The sequence below is a fragment of the Streptomyces sp. NPDC085460 genome (assembly GCF_044541975.1).
Lineage (GTDB): Bacteria > Actinomycetota > Actinomycetes > Streptomycetales > Streptomycetaceae > Streptomyces.
On record NZ_JBITTO010000008.1, the window covers coordinates 477,430 to 497,046 of the forward strand.

The window sequence follows — 19,617 nt, forward strand, 5'->3', positions numbered from 1 at the left end:
AACGACGGGAGCTTCACCGTGCACTACTCCGGACTCGCACTCGACCGCGCCGGCGACCGGCGCTCCGACGCCGCGTGGATCACCTCGCTCGCCACGCGGCCGGGCACCCGCGTCGTACCGCTCTGGCGCGACCGGTGCCTGGTGCGCGACGGCTCGCCGGTGACCCCCTCGGGGGCGGTGGCGCACGCCCTGCTCGACGCGGCCCCCGAGCCGGTGCTCCTGGGCCTGGACGGCGACACCGCGGTCCTCGCCGCCGACCTCTCGGAGCTGTCCGAGGACGAGGCGCTCGCCCTGGCGGGCGCGGACGCGGTCCAGGACGTACGCGCCCTGGTGCCGACCGTCGGCGCCGACGAGGCGGGGCTCCTCGCGTACGCCCGGGGCCTGACGCACTGGAACCGCAACCAGCGGTTCTGCGGCGCCTGCGGTGGAGCCGCCGAGAGCCGCGACGGCGGCCATCTGCGGGTCTGCCGCGCCTGCGGCAAGCTGCTCTTCCCCCGGATCGAACCGGCGGTGATCGTCCTGGTGGAGCACGCCGGCGACGCCCGGCGCTGCCTGCTGGGCCGGCACGCCGGGTCCGGCTCGGGGTCCTTCAGCACCCTGGCGGGCTTCGTCGAGATCGGCGAGAGCCTGGAGGACGCCGTGCGGCGCGAGATCTTCGAGGAGGCCGGCGTCGTGGTGAAGGACGTCGCCTACCAGGGCTCCCAGGCATGGCCGTTCCCGGCGGGGCTGATGGTCGGCTTCCGCGCCCAGGCCGTCTCGGAGACCACGGCGGTCGACGGCGCGGAAGTGGTGGAGGCCCGCTGGTTCACCGCCGCCGAACTGCGCGCACACATCGAGGCCGGGCACGGCTACCGGCCGGACTCCATCGGAAAGCTCCTCATCGAGGGCTGGATTGCGGAGAACACCCATGAGAACACCGACGAGAACACAGCCCGGCAGGCCGGAGGAGGCCCGGAGCGGAGCCCGGCCGGAGGGTGACGGGAACGGGGGCGGGGTGACCGGCTCCCGCGTCCTGGGAATTCCCGCGGCCGACCCCGAGGCGGCGCTCCGGTACTTCCTCCGGGCCCGGCTGGCCTGCGAGACCGATCCCTACGACGTCCACCACGATCTCGCCGCGGGCGTCGGGGGGTTCGTCCTGGCCGACGCCCGCAGGACGGCCGCGTACGAGGAGGAGTGCCTGCCCGGCGCGCTCTCCCTGCCCCACGCCGAGCTGACGGAATCCGTGCTGCGCGGGCTCGACCCCGCGCCGGTCTACGTCACCTACGGCTGGGGCCCGGCCTGCAACGCGGGCTCCAGGGCCGCCGCGGCACTCGCGGCGGCCGGATTCCGGGTCAAGGAGTTGATCGGCGGCCTGGAGTACTGGAAACGGCAGGACTATCCCACGACGACAAGGGGTCGGTAGCGGTGTCGAACGAGATCAAGCTGGTCATCGACGAGGTCAACGAAATACGCCGGCGGATGGCCAAGGGGACCGATGTCACCGACCCCGCGTTCCTCGCGGATCTGCGCGGCCGGCTGGAGTCCTCCGAGCACCTGCGCCACCAGCCGGTCGTGCAGGCGTTCATGGCCGACCTCCGGGCCGACACCCGGACCTCCGGCGAGGCGGGAGCCGGCGAAGGGGCGGACGCCGCGCCGCCGCGACTGCTCCGGACCAAGGAGCACATCAACACCGAGCGCGACCACCATCTGTTCTCGCTCTTCAACGCCTCGTACTTCCCCCGGCTCTCGCTGGACTACCTGACGTACGACACGCTGCCGACCGATCCGCACCTCGCCCGGCGGTACGGCAGCAACACCATGCCGGTCAACATCACCGCCTGCTCGGACGGCTTCAACTCCCGTGTGGTCGTGGCCCTGTTCCCGGAGAACCACATCGACGGCCGGCAGGACCCCGACGACCTGATCTTCTACTTCATCAACAAGTTCGTGGAGCGCCACAACCGCATCACGCGCACGATGATCGACGAGGTCATGGCGCCCGGCAGCTTCCCGCTCATCCAGGGCGCCGACGACGACGTCATCGAGGCGGCCTCCTCCTGGTGGGTCCGGCTGCACGAATACCACCACCGGCAGGGCGACATGCCCATCCCGGACTACCTGCACGCGAAGAAGCTCAAGCCGCTCGCCGGGCTCGAAGAGCTCCGCGTCGACGTCTCCTCCATGCTGGTGTGCCTGCGCGACCCCGAACTCCCCGCCGACCGGGCCCGCGCCGCGTACGAGTACATCCTGGCCGAGCGCCTGCTGCGCTACGCCGTCGAGGGCATTCCGCGCCCCAACTACGACGCCGTCGCCTCCCAGTTGCTCTTCAACTACCTGTCGGAGCACGGCGGCATCGCCCTGCGGGACGAGCGCATCCATCTGCTGCCGGGGCTGCCCGAGGTGCTGGAACGTTTCCTCGGAGAGATCGAGGCCATCGAGAAGCGCATCCACACCGAGCCGCTGGCCGACGTCCGCGCCGGTCTGCTGGAGTTCACCAACCGCTGCACCGACTACGACGAGGAGGCGGGGGACTACCGGCACATCCCGTTCTTCGCCGAGGTCAAGCAGCGGCTCGGGGTCTGACCGGCGGTGTCCCCACCAGCGGGAAGACCCCGGTCCCTGCCGGCGGAGCTGGTGCTGACGGCGAGCGGCGGCCCGTGGCGCTCGTCGTGGCGGCAGACGGAACTCGGCTTCGCCACGGTCGGTGCGGCGCTCCACGAACTCGCGGCCGCCGGACGGATCACCGTCTCGGCCGGGGCGGTCCTGGCCCGGAGCGCGGAGCGCTGTCCCGACCCCGTGGCGGACCTGTTCCTCGAACGCCTGCTGCTCGCCGAGCGGGCCCGCCGCCCCCGGGACTGGGTCGAGCGGCTCGGCCCGGAGCTCCTCGGCCTGGCCCGGGCGGAGCTGGTCGCCGAGGGCCTGCTGGTCCCGGCCGAGCGGCGGGTGCTGGGCCTTTTCCCCGTACGGGAGTACCTGCGCACCGGGACGGGCGCGGAGGGGGCGTGCGACGAGAGGGTGGCCGCCCTGCTGCGGGCGATCGGCCACCCCGCCCCGCCCGCCGGTCCACCGGACCCGGGCCCGGACCCCGTCGCGGACCCGATCACGGCCGCGGTGGCGACCGCGATGTCGGCGGCCCGGTACGTCCTGTCCTTCCCCGGCTGATCTTGCCGGCCTCCCCCTGTTCTCCGCACGGCCGGGAAACACGACGTGGTCAGTACGATGAACCGCGCTCGCGGCGGCACGCGCGGAGAACAGGGGGAGGCCGAGGGCATGTCGGAACACAGGGGTGACGGCCGCACGGCTCCGCGCCGGCGGAGACAGGGAGAGCTGGAGGCGCAGGTGCTGGCCGCGCTGCGGACGGCACCGGGGCCGGTGGCCGCCGGATGGGTGCGGGAGCGGGTCGGCGGTGACCTGGCCTATACGACGGTGGTGACCATCCTGACCCGGCTGCACGTGAAGGGGGCGGTCGCGCGGGAGCGTTCGGGGCGGTCGTTCCGGTGGACGGCCGTCGCGGACGAGGCGGGGCTGGCCGCGCTGCGGATGCGGCGGGTGCTGGATTCCGAGGCCGATCGCGAGGCCGTCCTCACGAGCTTCGTGAGCACGCTCTCGCCGGGGGACGAACGCCTGTTGCGCGACCTGCTGGAGGTTGCCGAGCCTTCGGAGGCGGAGGACTAGGCCCCTCTGAGCGGTGGGGGCCCGGGCACGTGACGTGCCCGGGACCCCGCGGGATCAGGCCGCCGCCTGCGGTCCCATGATCCGGACCAGGAGGTCGTCCAGGCTGACCAGGCCGGCCAGTTCGCCCTCGGCGCCGCGTACGAGGGCGAGGGAGGCGCGGCGCCTGCGGAGCTGTTCGATCGCGCCGGAGACCGTCTCCGTGACGGCGAGTTCGGGCACCGGGCGGGCGAGGTCGCGGGCGGTGACGTCCCTGCCCCGGGTGCGGGCGACGAGGGCGTCCCGGGTGTGGACCGAGCCGAGGATGTGGTCGCCGTCGCGGACGAGGAGGCGGGAGCGGTCGGCCTCGGAGGCGCGGGCGAGGACCGCGTCGAGACCGGCGTCGGCGGGGACGGAGACGATGGCGTCCGCCGGGGTCCGGAGCACGCCGACCGGGGTCTGCGGCTCGGTGAGGGAGCGGGTGATGAGCTGGGAGTCGGTCCTGTTGATGAGGCCGAGGCGTGCGGACTCCGCGACCAGGTGGGTGAGCTGCTCGCGGTTGTGGACGGCGGTGAGTTCGTCGCGGGGCTGGACCCGGCACATGCGGACGAGCGCGTTGCTGACCTTGTTGAGCACCCAGATCAGCGGGCGTACGGCCTTGACCACGGCCCGGAAGGGCGGGGTGAGCAGCATGGCGGAGCGTTCGGGGTGGGCGATGGCCCAGGACTTGGGTGCCATCTCGCCGAGGACCATGTGGAGGAAGACCACGACGATCATGGCGACGGCGAAGGCGATGGCGTAGCTGAGGGTGCTCGGCAGGCCGAGTCTCACGAGCAGCGGGTCGAGTTCGTGGGAGATGGCGGGCTTGGAGATGGCGCCGAGGCCGAGGGTGCACAGGGTGATGCCGAGTTGCGCGCCGGCCAGCATCAGGGACAGTTCGCGCATGCCCGCGAGGGCGGCCTTGGCGCCGCGCCTGCCGTCCGCGACCGCCTTCTCGACGCGGTGGCGCTTGGCGGCGACGAGGGCGAACTCGGCGGCGACGAAGAAGCCGCTGCCGACGAGGAGCAGGACGGTGACGAACAGGGCCAGGGGGAAGCTCATGCCTGGGTCTCCTCGGCGGCGGGCGGGGCGAAGACGAGCCGGACGCGGCCGGGGACGTGCCGGTCGAGGCTGAGGACCTCGATGCGGACGTCGTCGACGGTGAGGCCGTCGCCGATGGTCGGGAAGCGGCCGAGGCGGTCGATGATGAGGCCGGCGACGGTGTCGTAGTCGTCGTCGCCCGGGAGGGCGATGCCGGTGGCGTCCTCGATCTCGTCGAGGCGGCGGCCCGCGTCGACCCGCCAGCCGTCGCCGTCCGGGACGGCGACGGCGACGACCGTGTCGGTCTCGTCGGCGATGTCGCCGACGAGTTCCTCGGCGATGTCCTCGTAGGTGACGATGCCGGCGACGCCGCCGTGCTCGTCGAGGACGACGGCGAACTCGTCGTCCGCCTCCCGCATCCGCGCCACCGCCTGGGGCAGCGGCAGCGTGTCGGGCAGCAGCAGCGGCGCGCGGTCGGCGTGTCCCGCGGTGACGGTGTCGAAGCGGTCGGCGGGCAGCCGGGCGAGGTCGCGTACGCCGAGGACGCCGGCGACGTCGTCGGGGTGGTCGCCGAGGACGGGGTAGTTGGAGTGGCCGTGGCGGGCGATCAGCTCGACCGCCTCGGTGAGGGTGGCGTCCTTGCGGACGAAGACGGCGTCGGCGCGCGGCACCATCACCTCGTCCAGGGTCCGTTCGGAGAATTCGAGGGCGTGGTCGAGGAGCTCGGCGGTGTCGGCGGGCAACTGGCCCTGTTCGTGGGACTCGCCGATGAGGTGGCTGAGCTCTTCGAGGGTCGCGCCGTGGTGCAGTTCCTCGACCGGTTCGATGCCGGCCTTCCTCAGCAGCCTGTTGGCGGCGCCGTCGAAGACGCGGACGACCGGGCCGACGACCTTCAGGTAGAGGAGGGTGGAGGAGGCCAGCGACTTGGCGAGCCGCTCGGGGACGGCGAGCGCGAGGTTCTTCGGCGCGAGTTCGCCCAGGACCATCTGGAGCACGGTCGCGATCACGAAGGCGAGGACGACCGAGATCGCGGACACCGCCCCGTCGGAGAGCCCCGTCCCGTCCAGCGCGGGCTCGAGCAGGGCGGAGACGGACGGTTCGGCGAGGAAGCCGACGACGAGTCCGGTGACGGTGATGCCGAGCTGGGCTCCGGAGAGCATGAAGGAGAGGCGTTCGAGGACGTTCAGCGCGCGGGCCGCCCGCTTGTCGCCGGACTCGGCCTCGCGGGCGAGCGCGAGGCGGTCGGCGGCGACGTAGGCGAACTCCTGGGCGACGAAGTACCCGGTGCCGGCGGTCAGGACGAGGACGGCCAGCAGGCCGAGAGCGGCGTTCATCGGCTGTCGTACCCCTTCGGGGGGACGGGACGCGTCGTTCTGGCGGACAAGCAGGGGCTCCTTCGTGAGGCGGTGGGCCGGGGGCGCGGGGCCACGGGCCGTGCGGCGGGCGGGACGGTCGTCGGTCTGTGCTCGGTCGGCGGGTACGGGGGCGCGCGCCGGGCGGCGCGGGCGCGGCGGGGAGGCGGGATCCGGGCGGCTCACACGATGGCGGGACCCACCGGCTCCTCCAGGACGTCCTCCATCGTCACGTGGCCGAGGACGGTGCCGGGCCCGCCGGTGCCGGCCGCGAGGTGGCTGCCGGCGGCGCGCAGGGCGGTGAGGGTGTCGTCGAGCGGGGTGTCGGCGACGACCTTGGCGACGGCCGGCGGCCGGGAGATCGCCCGGTTCTTCGGCACGAGCTCTGCTACGACCATGAGGACCACGGTGGAGAGCGCCACGCCGAGGACGGTGGCGGCGGACGGGGCCGCCGCGCCGAGGCCGATCGCCTCCAGCGGGCCGCGCAGCGGCGCGGCCAGGGACGGCCCGGCGAGCATGCCGATCACCAGGGAGGTGACGGTGATACAGGCGAAGGCGAGTGCGAGTGCGAGCAGAAGGAGCAGTACCTCGGTCCAGCTCGCCGCGTTCGACGGTGGTGAGGGAGAACTCGGCCGCGACGAAGACGGCACCGTGCCACCCCCGCTCCCCGGCTCGACGCGTCGGGGCAGGCGGTGGCACGGCTCGTACTGGGAGGCTCACCCATTGCGGGTCGCTCACTCCTTCTCGTCCTGGGATGCGGATCCGGGCGGGATCGGGCCGGTGGGGACACGGCCTACTACATCACTGTAAAGGAAGGGCGACCCCGGATCGAGGGACCGCCTCTCCCCGCGTCCGGACGCAACCGGCCCCGAGGCGCAGAGCGATGACGGCGACCCCGGCGGCGCTCGCCGCGCACAGGGCCGTGAACGAGTCGGGCGTCCAGGTCCACAGCGCGCCGGGCCCCATAAGGGCGAGCGCCCCTCCCAGGGCGGCCGGGGGGACGGCGCCGGCGAGGCACCACAGGACGGTGGGGACGCGGCTGCGGCGCGCGCCCCCGCGCCGCGGCAGGCGGAAGGAGTGGACCGCCTCCGCGAGGAGGACGAGGGCCAGGGCGGTGACGCCCCAGACCGTCGCGTGGTAGGCCGCGGCGGAGGGCGGCTCGGTGGCGGTTCCTCCGGCGAGGAGGCGGGCCGCACGGAATCCGACGTCCATCACGGCGGCGTCGTGCAGGAGGCCGTGCAGGTTCTGCTGGAGGACGAGGGCGAGGTCCTGGTCGGGCAGGAGGAAGATCATGGCGGAGTAGCCGGGGGTGGCGCCGGTGTGCCAGACGGCGGTGTCGAGCGGGGGCTCCAGGCCGCCAACGCGCCAGCCGAGTCCGTATCCGGTGGCGGCTCCGGAGGGGTCGAGCCGGCCCGTCCGCCGCATGAGGCGGACGGACTCGGGGGTCAGGACCGCCGCCCCTCCTGCGGCCGGCTTCCCCGACCGCAGCTGGAGGGAGGCGAAGGCGGCGAGGTCGTGCAGGTCGCCGCCGGTGTAGCCGTAGGCGGCGCCGTCGTCGTCCACCCCGTCCACGATGGCGGACGGCACGCCCCACAGGAGCTGGTGGCCGGGCGGGAGGTTCCGCTCGCGGGCGGACGCCCGGTCGGCGATCGCCCCGTCCATGCCGGCGGGCCGCAGGACGCTCTCCCTGAGCTGTTCGGCGAAGCGCCGGCCGGTGACGGCCTCGGCCAGGGCCGCCAGGACGAGGTAGTTGGCGCTGCTGTAGGCGTACGTGGTGCCGGGCCGGCCGAGGGGACGTACGCCGGCCAGTGCGGCGAGCCGGCCGAGCGCGCCGGGGCAGTCGGCGTCGACGCAGTCGGCGACCTCGAAGGTCGCCGACTCCGGTATGCCCGCGGTCTGCTGCAGCAGATGACGGACCGTGACCCGGCCGGCGTGCTCGGGGCCGCCGAAGCGGAACGCCGGCAGACGGTCGGCGACGCGGTCGTCGAGCCGGAGCCGTCCGTCCTGCACGAGCGTCATCACGGCGGTGGCGGCGATCGGTTTGGCCACCGATCCCCACAGGAACGGGGTGTCGTCCGTGACCGCCTCGCCGTTCCCGTCCGTGCCCCAGGACCGCGTGTGGACCGGCCCGTCGGGGCCGACCACGGCGTAGGCGAGTCCGGGCGTACGGGTGGCCCGCATGCGCTCGCGCACGGAGGCGTCCAGCGCCGCGAAACGTTCCGCCGGGACGGGTGCGGGCGTCGCCGCCGACGCCTCCCCTAAGGGCGACAGGGCGAGCAGGAGGGCGGCCGCCGTGGCGGCGGCGCGTCGGATCAGGCGGGGCATCAGGGCCTCGTTCCTCAGGGGGCGCGAAAGATAACCGTATGGCGATACGGTTATAACCGTACGCTGGTACGGTCATCAAGTGCCGCGCATCGCCGACCACGAACAACGCCGCCGTCAGATCGCCGACGCCGTCGTCCGCCTGATCTCCGATCACGGACTCGACGCCGTCACCGTCGCCCGGACGGCCGCCGCCGCCGGCATGTCCGTCGGGCTGGTGCAGCACTACTTCCGCACCAAGGACGAGATGCTGCTCCACGCCTTCCGCGAGGTCTCGGCCCGCATCCGCGCCCGCGTCGACGAGCGGATCAGGGACGGCGTCGCCCACGAACAGCCCCTCGCGCGGGTCATGGCCGACGTGATGACCGAGTACATCCCCCTGGACGAGGCCCGCCGCGCCGAGTACCGCGTGGCCCGCGCCTTCGCCGGCCGCGCCCTCGACGCCCCCGCCCTGGCCGAGGTCGACACCGTCGGCGCCCGGCAGCTGCGCGAGGACATCGCCCTCGCCGTCCACAACGGCAAGGAGTGCGGCGAGGTCGACGGGAGCCTGGACCCGCAGGCCGCCGCCGTGCGCCTCGCCGCCGTGATGGAGGGGCTCGCGCTCCAGGTCTACCGCGAGCCCGAGGGCGCCGCGCGCGAGACCGTCACCCGGTGCGTGGAGCCCCTGCTCACGGCCGAGATCGCCGTCGTCTTCACCGGCGAGTGCCGCCAGTACACGTCATGAGCGGCGGGCGGGGCGCCGCCGTCGAACCGGAGCCCGAGGCGCCGGAGCGACGGGCGGAGGGGGTCAGGCGGGGGCGGCGGTGTGGAGGGTGCGGAAGCGGGTGGGGGCGGCCGGGTCGCGGTCGGCGACCTGGACGGGGGGCCAGGCCCACTGCCGAACCGGGGCGCCGGCGGGGCGGGTGAAGCGGATGGTGCCCCGGCTGCCCTCCACGGTCAGGCGGGGCCAGGAGCCGGCGATGGCCTCGCGGTCCGTGCCGTGGGCGCGGAGGGTCTCGGCGAGGACGGCGATCGTGTCGTAGCCCTCGAAGGCCACGAAGGAGGGGGCGGCGGCGAGGCGGGCGCGGAGGGCGGCCTCGACGCGGGCGCCCAGGGGGCTCTGGCGCTCGGGGAGGTAGCGGAGGAACGGGATCGCGGCGCCTTCCTCGCCCAGCAGCGCCGCCCATGCGGCGAACTCCGGCTGCCCGGCCGGCGCCCCGATGAGGAGGCCCGCGAGGCGGGGGTCACGGCGCGCCGCCCTGACGATCGGGACCGCGGGGTCCGGGAAGCCGGTCAGGAGCAGCAGGGCCGTCGCGCCGTCGGCGGCGGCCAGCGCGTCGCAGAGCGCCTCGGGCGGCAGGGCGTGCGCGTCGAGTGCCGTGACCGTGCCGCCGCGCGACGCCAGACGGTCGCGGAGGACGCCCGTGCCGGCCGCCCAGTAGAGGCTCGGTTCGGCGGCGACCGCGACGCGGGTGTGACCGGCGGCGAGGAGGAAGTCGGCGTAGACGCGCCAGCCGTGGGACTGCGCGGGGGCCAGCCGCGCGACCCGGTCCGTCGGCTGCCCGGTGAGCGCGTCGAGCACCGCGGAAGAGCAGAGGAACGGCACGCCGAGGGCGTCGGCCCGCTCGGCCGCCGCGCGGGCGGCGACGCTGTGGTACTCGCCGGCGAGGGCCGCCACGCCGAGCCCGGCCAGCTCCTCCACGGCCGACGCGGCCCGCCGCGGGTCGGCGGCGGTGTCCCGGACCACCAGGTCGAGCGGCCTGCCGTCGATCCCGCCGGCCGCGTTGGCCTCCTCGACGGCCAGTTCGAGACCGGCGAGCAGCTGCCGCCCGGCCTCCGTCCAGCCGGGGCGGGTCAGCGGGGCGAGGGCGCCGATCCGGACGGGGGGTGGGGGCGTCGTCGTGCTCATCGGCGGGCGTCTCCGGGGGGTGTTACGTACGGTTCCGCCCCATTCTTCGTACGGAAGCGGACGTACGGCCTCGCGGCACGCCGCCGTCCCGACGGGCCGCGTCCGTTGTCGGACCCCCGCGTCACAATCGGAGCCATGACCGCGACCGCGCCGCCGCCGCCCGCACTCACCGCCCGCGCCCTCAACCGGGCCACCCTGGCACGCCAGTTGCTGCTGGCCAGGGAGCCGGTCGGTGTCGAGGAGGCGGTGCGCCGGGTGGTGGCGCTCCAGGCGCAGCAGCCGGGTTCGCCGTACGTGGCGCTGTGGAACCGCGTGGCGGGCTTCGACCCGGCCGGACTCGACGCCGCCGTGGAGGGGTTCCGGCTGGTCCGCTCGACGCTGATGCGGATCACCCTGCACCTCGTCCACGCCGAGGACTACCGGCCGTTCCGGGAGGCGGTCGAGCCGACGCTGCGCGGCAGCCGGCTGCGCGACCGGAGGTTCACCGACACCGGGATCACGCCGGACGACGCGGACACGCTGCTGCCCGATCTCCTCGCGTACGCGTCCGGGCCCCGCACCGGGGAGGAACTGCGGGCACGCGCCGAGGAGTCCTGGGGCGGCGGGAGCCTCACCCCCGCTGCCGGGCGGATGCTGCGGCAGTACGCGCCGCTGTGGCACGTGCCGAGCGGCCCGCCGTGGCAGTACGCGGTCTCCCCCGGTTTCGTCGCGTCGGGACCCGAGCCGGTGCGGACCGGTCCCGAGGCGGCCGCCGGGGGCCTGGACACGCTGGCCCGCCGCTATCTCGCGGGCTTCGGGCCCGCGTCGGCGGCGGACCTGGCCCAGTTCGGCCTGGTCCAGCGCGGCCGGGCCCGCGCGGCGCTCGACGCGCTCGTCCGGGACGGCGCGGCCGAGGTCCTGGCGGGCCCGGACGGCGCGGTCCTGTACGACCTGCCGGGGGCGGTCCGCCCGGACGGGGACACGCCGGCGCCGCCGCGCCTGATGGCGATGTGGGACAGCACGCTGCTGGCGTACGCGGACCGGAGCCGGATCGTCCCGGCCGCGTACCGCAAGCACGTCATACGGATCAACGGCGACGTGCTGCCGACCCTGCTCGTCGACGGGTACGTGGCCGGGGCCTGGCGGCCGGTCGGCGGCGGGATCGAGGCGGCCGCCTTCCACCCGCTGACGGCCGCCGACTGGGCCGGGCTCGCGGCCGAGGCGGCGGCGCTGGGCCGGCTTCTGGCCGACCGCGATCCGCGCGTGTACGCGCGGTACGACCACTGGTGGGCGAAGGGCCTGCCCGCGGCCGAGACCCGCGTGCTGCCGTACTGAGCCGCCGGGCCGGCGCGGCGGCCCGCGCCGCTCACCCATTGCCAGCCACCTGGAAGGCACTTATCTTCGAGCCACAACCTACGGACCGGGATGCGAGTCAGTCCCGGGGCGGTCCGCCGTTCACGGGCCGGACGGCGGGGAGCGCACCACCGCGGGACGCGGGCGCGCTGGACGCCGGGCGTACGGGATACCCGTATCCGCGTACCCGCAGGAGTGAGCTGCATGAGCAAGCACGTTCTGGCCCAGAACCAGTACGGCAAGGCCGAGAACCGCATCGTCCGGATCGCCCGCCGGGGCGGCGAGGACGGCGCCTGGCACGAGATCCGTGACCTGAACGTGTCGGTGGCGCTGCGGGGCGAGTACCGCGACGTGCACCTGACCGGCGACAACGGCAACTGCCTGCCGACCGACACCACCAAGAACACGGTCTACGCCTTCGCCAAGGAGCACGGCATCGCCTCCCCCGAGGCGTTCGCGATCCTCCTCGCGAAGCACTTCGTGACCTCCCAGACGGTGATCCGCGAGGCGCAGATCCGCGTCGAGGAGTTCGCCTGGGAGCGGATCCCGGTGCCGACCCGCAAGGAGCAGCACTCCTTCGTCCGCAAGGGCCAGGAGGTGCGCACCGCGCAGGTCACGTACAGCGAGACGACCGGCCTCCAGGTGCTGTCCGGGCTGAAGGACCTCACCGTGATGAACTCGACCAACTCCGAGTTCCACGGCTTCATCAAGGACGAGTACACGACGCTCCAGGAGGCGTACGACCGGATCCTGGCCACCAAGGTCACCGCCCGCTGGGCGCATTCGGCCACGGCGGCGGCGGACCCGGAGCACGACTGGGACCGCTCGTACGAGAAGGCCCGCCGCCACATGCTGGAGGCGTTCGCGGAGACGTACAGCTACTCGCTCCAGCAGACCCTGCACGCGATGGCCTGCCGGGTCCTCGACCACGTGCCGTCCGTCAACGAGGTGCGGCTCAACCTGCCGAACAAGCACCACTTCCTGGTGGACCTGGAGCCCTTCGGCCTGAAGAACGAGAACGAGGTGTACTTCGCGGCCGACCGCATGTACGGCCTCATCGAGGGCACCGTCCACCGCGACGGCGTCCAGCCGGTGATCGCCACCTCCGACTGGATCACCGCCTGACCGGGGCCGGCCGGCTCCCGGTCAGCGGCCGGCCGCCACTCCGAGCCAGACGGCTCCGAGCCCGGCGGCCAGGCTGACCAGCACGTAGAGGACGGCGCGGAGCCTCGCGCCGTCCTCGTACAGCCTCAGCGTCTCGTAGGAGAACGTCGAGTACGTGGTGAGGGCGCCGCACAGACCGGTGCCGAGGAGCAGTTGCGCCCGCGCCGAGGCGACGCCCGCGAGCAGGCCGAGGACGAAGGACCCGGCGACGTTCACGGCGAGGGTGCCCCAGGGGAAGCCGGGCCCGAAGCGGGCCCTCGCGGCGAGCTCCGCCCACCAGCGCAGCGGCGCGCCGACGGCCGCGCCGACGACCACGAGCAGCCAGTTCACGACGGCTCCGCCCGGTCGCGTACGAGGCTCCGCGCGGCGGCGGTCCCGGCCCAGACCGCGGCCAGGGCGGTGACGAGCGTCCCGCCGAGGCAGAGCAGCCCGAGCGCGGTGCGCCCGGTGGCCAGCAGCCGCTGGGTGTCGAGGGCGTACGTCGAGAAGGTCGTGAACCCGCCGCAGAACCCGGTGCCCAGGAAGGGCCGCAGCAGGGGGTTCGGCGCGGGGCGCGCGCGGACCTCGGTGAGCAGCACCATGAGCACTCCGAGCAGGGCGCAGCCGGAGGCGTTCACGAGGAGCACCGTCCACGGGAACCGGCCGTCCGGGGTGGGCCACAGGAGCGTGGCCCCGTACCGCGCGGCAGCGCCGAGCGCGCCGCCGGCGGAGACCACCAGGGCGACCGGCAGCAGACCGCGCGATGTCACGGCCTCAGGGTACGGGGAGGCCGTCGGGGTCCGACGGCCGCTCGGGTACGGGGCCGCCGTCGGCTTCGGCGGCTCCGCGGGTACGGGGCCGCCGTCGGGTCCGACGGCCGCTCGGGTACGGGGCCGCCGTCGGGGCGAGGCGCACGGGCGGGGTCCCCGGCCTGGGGCATTAACCGGGCGCCCGTGTCGCCTCGCTCTGCGATGGTCCGGCGACGGAGCGCGACGGGTCAAAGCCCGTCCGGCGAGTCTGTCAGTTCCTCCGGAGGGAGGCCGGAAGTGGTCGGTGGGGTGGCTCCGGGGCGGGGGTGGCCGGCCCACCACACCCGGCCCCCGGAGGTGTGGGGCGGTCCTCCCTGACGCGATCCGTACGCCGCTCGGGGGTCCGAAGGCGCAGGTCAGGGGCGGGACGGTGGTCCGGCCACCATCCGACGGCCGAATCGGGTGCCGGGTCCACCTCGCCGCGCGGGGGGTGTCCGGGCGACGGTGATGGGGCAGCGGAAGCCGGCTGCGCATCCTTCGGGCAGGACGGGCAGGAGTGTCGTGAGTACATCCGTCGCAATCAAGTACGGGACCGCCGCCGCGGCCACCGCGCTGACCGTGCCGCGGCCCCGGGTCCGCGCCGTGCCGAGGGCCGCCGCGCCGCGCCCCGGCGAGGACGTCTTCAGCGAGCTGTCCACCGCGCTCTTCTCCGGCTTCGCCCGCCGCGACCAGCGGCTGAAGGCCGAGCAGTACCTGCACGGGCTGCTCACCGCGCAGGGCCGCAAGTCGATCCGGAACATCGCCGCGCAGATCGGCGGCCCCGCCGCCGAGCAGAGCCTGCACCACTTCATCTCCAGCTCCACCTGGGACTGGCAGCCGATGCGGGCCCAGCTCGGGCGCTTCCTGGAGCGCGGCGGGCACCCGCAGGCGTGGGTGGTGCGCCCGATGCCGATCCCGAAGGCCGGCGAGCACTCGGTGGGCGTGGACCGGCGCTTCGACCCGGAGCGCGGCCAGGTCTTCCAGGGGCAGCAGGCGTTCGGCGTGTGGTTCGCCGGCGAGGAGCTCAGCGCGCCGGTCAACTGGCGGCTGTTCCTTCCGGACCCGTGGGTGAAGGACCGGACGCGGCGCGACCGCGCGGAGGTTCCCGTCGAGGCCGGCGAGGAGACGCTGGAGGAGTGCGCGGTCGCCGCCGCCCTCGACACCGCCCGCTGGACGGACATCACCCGCAAGCCGGTGCTGCTGGACATACGCGGCGGCGCGGGCCGGGCGGCGCTGACCCGGCTGGCCGCCGCCGGAGTGCCGGTGGTGGCGCGGATCGGGGCCGGTTCCCGGCTGGCGATCGCGGACCGCTCGCTGCCCGGTTTCGGCGCGGGCCCGCTGCCGGCGGCGCAGATACTGGAGTCCCTCAAGGGCCTGCGCAGGCCGGTGAGCTGGGTGGACACCGTCGGCGGCGCGCGGACCTCGCGCACCTCGCTGGCCACGGCCGTCCGGGTCGCGCTGCCGTCCCCCGGCGGGGAGCGGATGCGGCCGCTGATGCTGCTCGGCGAGTGGGACGACCCGCGGCGGGGTCCGGCCCGGGTGTGGATCAGCGATCTGACGCAGGCGACGGTCGGTTCGCTGCTGCGGCTGACGAAGCTGGCGCAGCGGGTGGAGCGGGACTTCGCGGCGGTCGGCGAGGAGGCGGGGCTGCGGGACTTCGTGGGCCGCTCCTACAAGGGCTGGCACCGGCACATCACGCTGGCCTCGGCCGCGCACACGGCGACCGTGCTCGGCTCCGCCTGGGAGGCGTCGGGGTACGGCGCGGGCTACGGCACCCGCCGCGCGGCCGGCTGACACCGCGTCGGCCGGGACCGCGTCGGCTGACACCGCGCCGGCTGACACCGCGCCGGCCGGCACCGCGTCGGGGCCCGTCCCCCGGGCACGGCCCCGCGCGTCCGTGCCCGGGATCCCGGCGTACGCGCGCGTGGGCGGGGATCAGTCCGCCGGGGGCGCCGGGGGCCGGGGCGGGGCGGTGGCGGCGCGGCGGCGGGCCAGCACCTCGCGGGTGCGCTGGAGCCGCAGGGCGAGCTGGACCTCAAGGACCTGGCCAGGCTTCTGCCATTCGGGGCCGAGGAGTTCGCCGATGCGCTCCAGCCGGCGGGAGACCGTGTTGGGGTGGACGTGCAGGGCCTCGGCCGCGTTGGTGGGACTGGCGCCGGAGGCGAAGTACGCCTCCAGGGTGCGGGTCAGATCGGTGAGCCGCTCGGCGTCGTAGTCGAGGACGGGACCGATCGCGTTCTCCACGAAGCCGTCCACGTCGTGGTCGTCGGAGAGCAGCATGCCGAGGAAGCCGAGGTCGGCGGCGGCCGCGGCGGAGCCCGTACCGCCGAGCGCGCTCATCGCGTCCAGGCAGCGCAGCGCCTCGGCGTAGAGCGGGCCGACGGCGTCGGGGCTGCCGCCGGGTCCGGCGGCGGCGACCGAGACGGGGTGGCCGAGGAGCGGGGCGAGCTCCTCGGAGACGGCCGCGGCGGCGGCGGAGGCGTCCACGCCGGGGAGCAGCAGCACGATGCAGCCGCCCTGCACGGTCTTGAGGCCGGAGAGCCGGTACGCGTACGAGGACGCCCAGACCACGGCCCTGCCCTGCTCGCCGCCCTCCGGCCGGGCGACCACGAGGACGTGCGGCTTGCGCAGGTCCACGCCGAGGCGGCGGGCGCGCAGGGCGCTCTGCTGCGGGGCGTGCGGCGGGTCGGCGATGAGGTCGTCGAGGAGTTCGTCGCGGACGGGGCCCTCGGCGACGGCGGTGGAGCGCTGCATGAGGAGGAGCAGGGCGACGGACTGGGCGACGAGTTCGAGGAGGCGCTCGTCCTCCTCGGTGAGGCCGCCCTCGGCGCGGACCACCAGGCCGCCGAGGTCCTCGGAGCCGGCGATGACGGGGGCGACCCAGACGGCGTCGGCGGCGAGGACGGGCCGGCGCAGGGCGTGGGCGTCGAGCGACGCCTTGGCGACGGCGTCCTCGTCGAGACCGGGGAAGTCGCCGCTGGCGGCGAGGCGGCGGCCGCCGGGGTCGCAGACCATCACGGTGGCGTCGAGGGCGTCGCCCGCGGCCTTGGCGACGTGCGGGAGGTCGCCGCCGGCGAGGACCAGGTTCATGATCCGGCCGTGGGCCTCGCTGGTGTGCCGCATGCGGGTGAGGCTGGTGCGCACGCGCGCGCTGTCCCGTTCCAGTTCGAGGAGTTCGGCGCGGGTGCGGTCGAGGAGTCCGGCCTTCTCGACGGCGAGGGCGGCCAGGTCGGCGAGGGCGCCGAGCAGGGCGACCTCCTGGGGGGTGTGCTCGCGGACCCGGCGGTCGGCTCCGAAGAGGGCGCCGATGACAGAGTCGCCGCTGCGCAGCGGTACGGCGACGATGGCGCGGAGCCCTTCGGCGCGGACGGCCTCGTCGCCGGGGTCGACGACCTCGGCGTCGTCGAGGGCGGCGGCCGGGTCGGGGGCCGCGCCGCTGGTGAAGCGCTCGTCGGCCGGGTAGTCGGGGGTCCAGACGGGTTCGCCGGTGCGCTGGACGACGCCGCCGAGGCAGTTGCCGCTGCCGATCCGCAGCCCCACGCTGAGGCCGGGTCCGCCGGTGCCGCCGGTGTCGCCGCCGGTGCGGGAGCCCTCGGTGATGCGGATGTAGCAGGCGCCCTGGGGGCCGCGGAGGGTCACGTACGCCATGTCGAGGCCGAGGAGGCGGCGGGCGCGGCGGGTGACGATGCGGAGCAGGCCGTCCAGGTCGTAGCTGAGCGTCAGGTCGCGGGCGGTGTCGGTGAGGACGGCGAGGGAGGCACCGCTGTGGTCGGCCCGGGAGCGGTCGGCGGCGCGCTCGGCGTGGAGGGTGCGGGCGAGGGCGACGGCCCGCTCCAGCCGGGCGAGCCCGGCCTCGTCGAGTCCGGCGATGCGGGCCTCGTCGAGGAGGGTCTCGAACTGGCCGGGCAGGGCCTGGCCCGCGAGCAGCTCCAGGACCGCGAGCAGCGTGTCGGCGCCCGCCCCTCCGTCCGCGCCGTGCGTGTCCATGGCCCCCACCCCCGTCATAGAGCTTAAATCGGGCACCTCGGAGGAAACCCGTCCTGGCGGCCGAAACTAATTCGGTCCCGGGAGTGGGTCAACGGTGACGTGCGGCACTTCGTTCCCCACGGCTCCGGTTCCCCCCGAGAGGTCTACCGACGCTCCGTCAGACGGCGACGGCCACGCCCTTGGTGGCGGTGTCGGCGCGGACGGACCTGAGCTGGGCGGGGATGCGCGGCAGGGCGGGGCCGTACCAGGTGACGGCCGGTGCCGCGTCGGTGCGCGCGGGGGCCGTGGCGACGGGGGCGTACCCGTGGCCGAAGGCGGCGTCGGCGGGGTGCGGGGCCGTGCGGCCGGTGCCCACGCGCGTGTGGCGGACGGCGAGGACCGAGTGCTGGAGCCGGCGGAGCCGCGCGGAGGGCTCCGTGCCGGTCTCGCGGTGGAGGACCGCGCGCAGCCGTTCGTAGACGGCGAGGGCCTCGTCGTGGCGGCCGCAGCGGAGCAGGGTGACCATGAGGTGGGCCTGGAGCGGTTCGTCGGTGGCGTAGCGGGCGGCGAGTCCGGGGAGTTCGGAGAGGATCTCCTCGTGGCGGCCGAGGGCGAGCTGGGCCTCGACCCACTGGTCGAGGACGCTGAGGCGGGCGGTCTCCAGGCGTTCGATCTCGCGGCGGAGGCGGGGGCCCGCGGCCACGCCCGCGTAGGGCTCGCCGCGCCAGAGGGCGAGGGCCTCGCCGAGCCGGAGCGAGGCGCGGGGCAGGTCGCCGACGTCCATGGCGCGGTAGCCGGCGCCCGCCGCGCGCTCGAACTGCCCGATGTCGTGGACGCCGACGCCGGTGTCGAGCCGGTAGCCGCCGGGGAGCGAGACGAGGACCGCGTCGGCGGTGCGCCGCTCGGTCCAGGCGCCGGGCGCGCCGTCGTCCTCGGCGTCCTGCAGGGCGCGCGCGATGAGCGTGCGCAGCTCGGCTATGTGGGCCGCGAGTTCGGTACGGGCCCCGCGGGGGGCGCCGGACGGCCAGAGCTCCTCGGTGAGGACGGTGACGGGGACGACCTGGCCGGCGAAGGCGGTGAGCAGGGCGAGCACCTGGCGTGGCGCGGCCGCGGTCGGGGTGATCGATACCCCGCCCTCGCGGACCGACAGTCCCCCCAGGATGTGGACGTCCACTATGCCCCCTCGGTGTCTGCGCACGCGGATCCTCGGGTTGATTAAAAAAAGACCCCCCTGGTCATGTCAATAAGAAACCGGAAGGTATGGAATCCGGATCCCGGAAATCGGGGTGATTCACCCTCTTTGCCAGGATATAAGGACGGCGAGTTCCCGCCAGGGGCCGGAAGTCGATGCGTGCCAGCAGCATGTTTCGGACTAGGTAGTTTGGTTTTGAAGGGACCCTGTGGATGCGGAGACGGCGATCTTCGACGAGATCACGCCACCTGGGAGGGCAAGCCGACCTCTCGGTCTGTTTTCACCGCCGGGCCGGGGTCCGCTCAGCCGACGGCGGCGGCCGTCAGCAGACCGAAGGCCGCGACGATCAGGGCCGTACGGATCCGGTGGTAGGCGTTCCAGCGCGGTTCGAAGGCGGCGCGGGTGGCGGCCGGGTCCTCGTCGGGGCCCTCGGCGGCGGCGAGCGCGTCGTTGAGGGGGACGTTGCCGACCACGGTGACCAGGTGGTTGAGGACCGCGCAGACGAAGCCGGCGAGGACGAGCCAGCGCTGCGCGTCCGTCCGGCCGTCCACCGGCACCAGATAGGCGGCGAGCGGGAGGGCGGCGGCCGCGACGAAGACGGTCATGAAGACCGCCCTGGGCACCGCCTCGTTCACCCGGCGCATCGCGGTGACGAACGCGGCGTCGGTGAGGCGGCCCAGGGCGGGCATGATCCCGGTGAGGAAGATGACGAAGAAACCGGCGTAGAGGCCGGTGCTTCCGACGGCGAGGGCGAGCAGCAGGGTGGCCATGGGGCCATGATGCCGCCCCCGCGGCGGAGCCGCCCGTTCCCCCCGGGGGGGGGGGGCGGGCGGGCGGGGGGGGGGCCCCCGCGCGCCGGGGGGGGCCGGGGGGGGGGGGGGGGGGGACCCCCCCCCCGCCCGCGGGGCGGCCCCGCCCCCGGCC

General features: G+C 74.8%; 18 protein-coding genes and 1 pseudogene. 9 read left to right on the forward strand and 10 right to left on the reverse strand.

Annotated features, from left to right (window positions below):
* The first annotated feature begins 18 nt into the window (after positions 1-18).
* The 5 genes from nudC (at position 19) to ACIGHB_RS23375 (ending at position 3,654) form a co-directional block, all read left to right on the forward strand.
* Positions 19-978: an NAD(+) diphosphatase gene (gene nudC / locus ACIGHB_RS23355; RefSeq protein ID WP_399915603.1), complete on the forward strand. Its 960-nt coding sequence runs from the start codon at positions 19-21 to the stop codon at positions 976-978.
* A gap of 16 nt (positions 979-994) precedes the next feature.
* Complete coding sequence (locus ACIGHB_RS23360) at positions 995-1,402, forward strand: rhodanese-like domain-containing protein (protein ID WP_399915605.1); 408 nt, start codon at positions 995-997, stop codon at positions 1,400-1,402.
* Positions 1,403-1,404: 2 nt separating this feature from the next.
* Positions 1,405-2,562: a DUF6421 family protein gene (locus ACIGHB_RS23365; RefSeq protein ID WP_399915607.1), complete on the forward strand. Its 1,158-nt coding sequence runs from the start codon at positions 1,405-1,407 to the stop codon at positions 2,560-2,562.
* Positions 2,563-2,613: 51 nt separating this feature from the next.
* On the forward strand, positions 2,614-3,141 hold the full coding sequence (locus ACIGHB_RS23370) for a GPP34 family phosphoprotein (RefSeq protein ID WP_399915609.1): 528 nt from the start codon (positions 2,614-2,616) through the stop codon (positions 3,139-3,141).
* 108 nt (positions 3,142-3,249) lie between these two features.
* Positions 3,250-3,654 (forward strand): BlaI/MecI/CopY family transcriptional regulator, encoded by a 405-nt coding sequence (locus ACIGHB_RS23375; protein WP_360309556.1) that lies wholly within the window; start codon positions 3,250-3,252, stop codon positions 3,652-3,654.
* A gap of 54 nt (positions 3,655-3,708) precedes the next feature.
* On the opposite strand, the gene ACIGHB_RS23380 is transcribed toward ACIGHB_RS23375, so the two are convergent.
* From ACIGHB_RS23380 to ACIGHB_RS23395, 4 genes and pseudogenes are all read right to left on the reverse strand, one after another.
* Entirely contained in the window at positions 3,709-4,731 is a 1,023-nt protein-coding gene (locus ACIGHB_RS23380) for a hemolysin family protein (protein ID WP_399915611.1), read from the reverse strand.
* Positions 4,728-6,044: a hemolysin family protein gene (locus tag ACIGHB_RS23385; RefSeq protein WP_399915613.1), complete on the reverse strand. Its 1,317-nt coding sequence runs from the start codon at positions 6,042-6,044 to the stop codon at positions 4,728-4,730. The genes ACIGHB_RS23380 and ACIGHB_RS23385 overlap by 4 nt, the downstream gene beginning before the upstream one ends.
* Before the next feature lie 344 nt (positions 6,045-6,388).
* A pseudogene (locus ACIGHB_RS23390) lies at positions 6,389-6,761 on the reverse strand (hypothetical protein); the annotation flags it as partial.
* A 102-nt stretch (positions 6,762-6,863) separates the two neighbouring features.
* Positions 6,864-8,387 carry a serine hydrolase domain-containing protein gene (locus ACIGHB_RS23395; RefSeq protein ID WP_399915615.1) on the reverse strand — a complete coding sequence of 508 codons (1,524 nt, stop codon included), beginning with the start codon at positions 8,385-8,387 and terminating at the stop codon, positions 6,864-6,866.
* Positions 8,388-8,466: 79 nt separating this feature from the next.
* Here ACIGHB_RS23395 and ACIGHB_RS23400 point away from each other — a divergent pair, with 79 nt between their 5' ends.
* Positions 8,467-9,108, forward strand: a complete 642-nt coding sequence (locus ACIGHB_RS23400) for a TetR/AcrR family transcriptional regulator (protein ID WP_399915617.1) — start codon at positions 8,467-8,469, stop codon at positions 9,106-9,108.
* A 63-nt stretch (positions 9,109-9,171) separates the two neighbouring features.
* Here ACIGHB_RS23400 and ACIGHB_RS23405 read toward each other — a convergent pair whose 3' ends face one another.
* Positions 9,172-10,272, reverse strand: a complete 1,101-nt coding sequence (locus ACIGHB_RS23405) for an ABC transporter substrate-binding protein (RefSeq protein ID WP_399915619.1) — start codon at positions 10,270-10,272, stop codon at positions 9,172-9,174.
* Between the two features lie 135 nt (positions 10,273-10,407).
* Here ACIGHB_RS23405 and ACIGHB_RS23410 point away from each other — a divergent pair, with 135 nt between their 5' ends.
* The gene (locus tag ACIGHB_RS23410) at positions 10,408-11,586 is read left to right on the forward strand and encodes a winged helix DNA-binding domain-containing protein (RefSeq protein WP_399915621.1); all 1,179 of its coding nucleotides are present in this window, start codon (positions 10,408-10,410) and stop codon (positions 11,584-11,586) included.
* A 222-nt stretch (positions 11,587-11,808) separates the two neighbouring features.
* Positions 11,809-12,729: a factor-independent urate hydroxylase gene (gene pucL, locus ACIGHB_RS23415; protein ID WP_399915623.1), complete on the forward strand. Its 921-nt coding sequence runs from the start codon at positions 11,809-11,811 to the stop codon at positions 12,727-12,729.
* Between the two features lie 21 nt (positions 12,730-12,750).
* Here the strand turns inward: pucL and crcB are convergent, their stop codons facing one another.
* Both crcB and ACIGHB_RS23425 read right to left on the reverse strand, forming a co-directional pair.
* Positions 12,751-13,098, reverse strand: coding sequence for a fluoride efflux transporter CrcB (gene crcB / locus ACIGHB_RS23420; RefSeq protein WP_399915625.1), 348 nt, complete (start codon positions 13,096-13,098; stop codon positions 12,751-12,753).
* Positions 13,095-13,517, reverse strand: coding sequence for a CrcB family protein (locus ACIGHB_RS23425; protein WP_360309582.1), 423 nt, complete (start codon positions 13,515-13,517; stop codon positions 13,095-13,097). The genes crcB and ACIGHB_RS23425 overlap by 4 nt, the downstream gene beginning before the upstream one ends.
* Before the next feature lie 540 nt (positions 13,518-14,057).
* On the opposite strand from ACIGHB_RS23425, the gene ACIGHB_RS23430 reads away from it, so the two are divergent.
* Entirely contained in the window at positions 14,058-15,329 is a 1,272-nt protein-coding gene (locus ACIGHB_RS23430; RefSeq protein ID WP_399915627.1) for an IS701 family transposase, read from the forward strand.
* Between the two features lie 141 nt (positions 15,330-15,470).
* Here the strand turns inward: ACIGHB_RS23430 and ACIGHB_RS23435 are convergent, their stop codons facing one another.
* From ACIGHB_RS23435 to ACIGHB_RS23445, 3 genes are all read right to left on the reverse strand, one after another.
* Complete coding sequence (locus ACIGHB_RS23435) at positions 15,471-17,522, reverse strand: helix-turn-helix domain-containing protein (RefSeq protein WP_360309586.1); 2,052 nt, start codon at positions 17,520-17,522, stop codon at positions 15,471-15,473.
* Positions 17,523-17,679: 157 nt separating this feature from the next.
* Positions 17,680-18,675 (reverse strand): BTAD domain-containing putative transcriptional regulator, encoded by a 996-nt coding sequence (locus tag ACIGHB_RS23440; protein ID WP_399915629.1) that lies wholly within the window; start codon positions 18,673-18,675, stop codon positions 17,680-17,682.
* A 320-nt stretch (positions 18,676-18,995) separates the two neighbouring features.
* Positions 18,996-19,463, reverse strand: coding sequence for an anthrone oxygenase family protein (locus ACIGHB_RS23445; RefSeq protein ID WP_360309590.1), 468 nt, complete (start codon positions 19,461-19,463; stop codon positions 18,996-18,998).
* Positions 19,464-19,617: the final 154 nt, after the last annotated feature.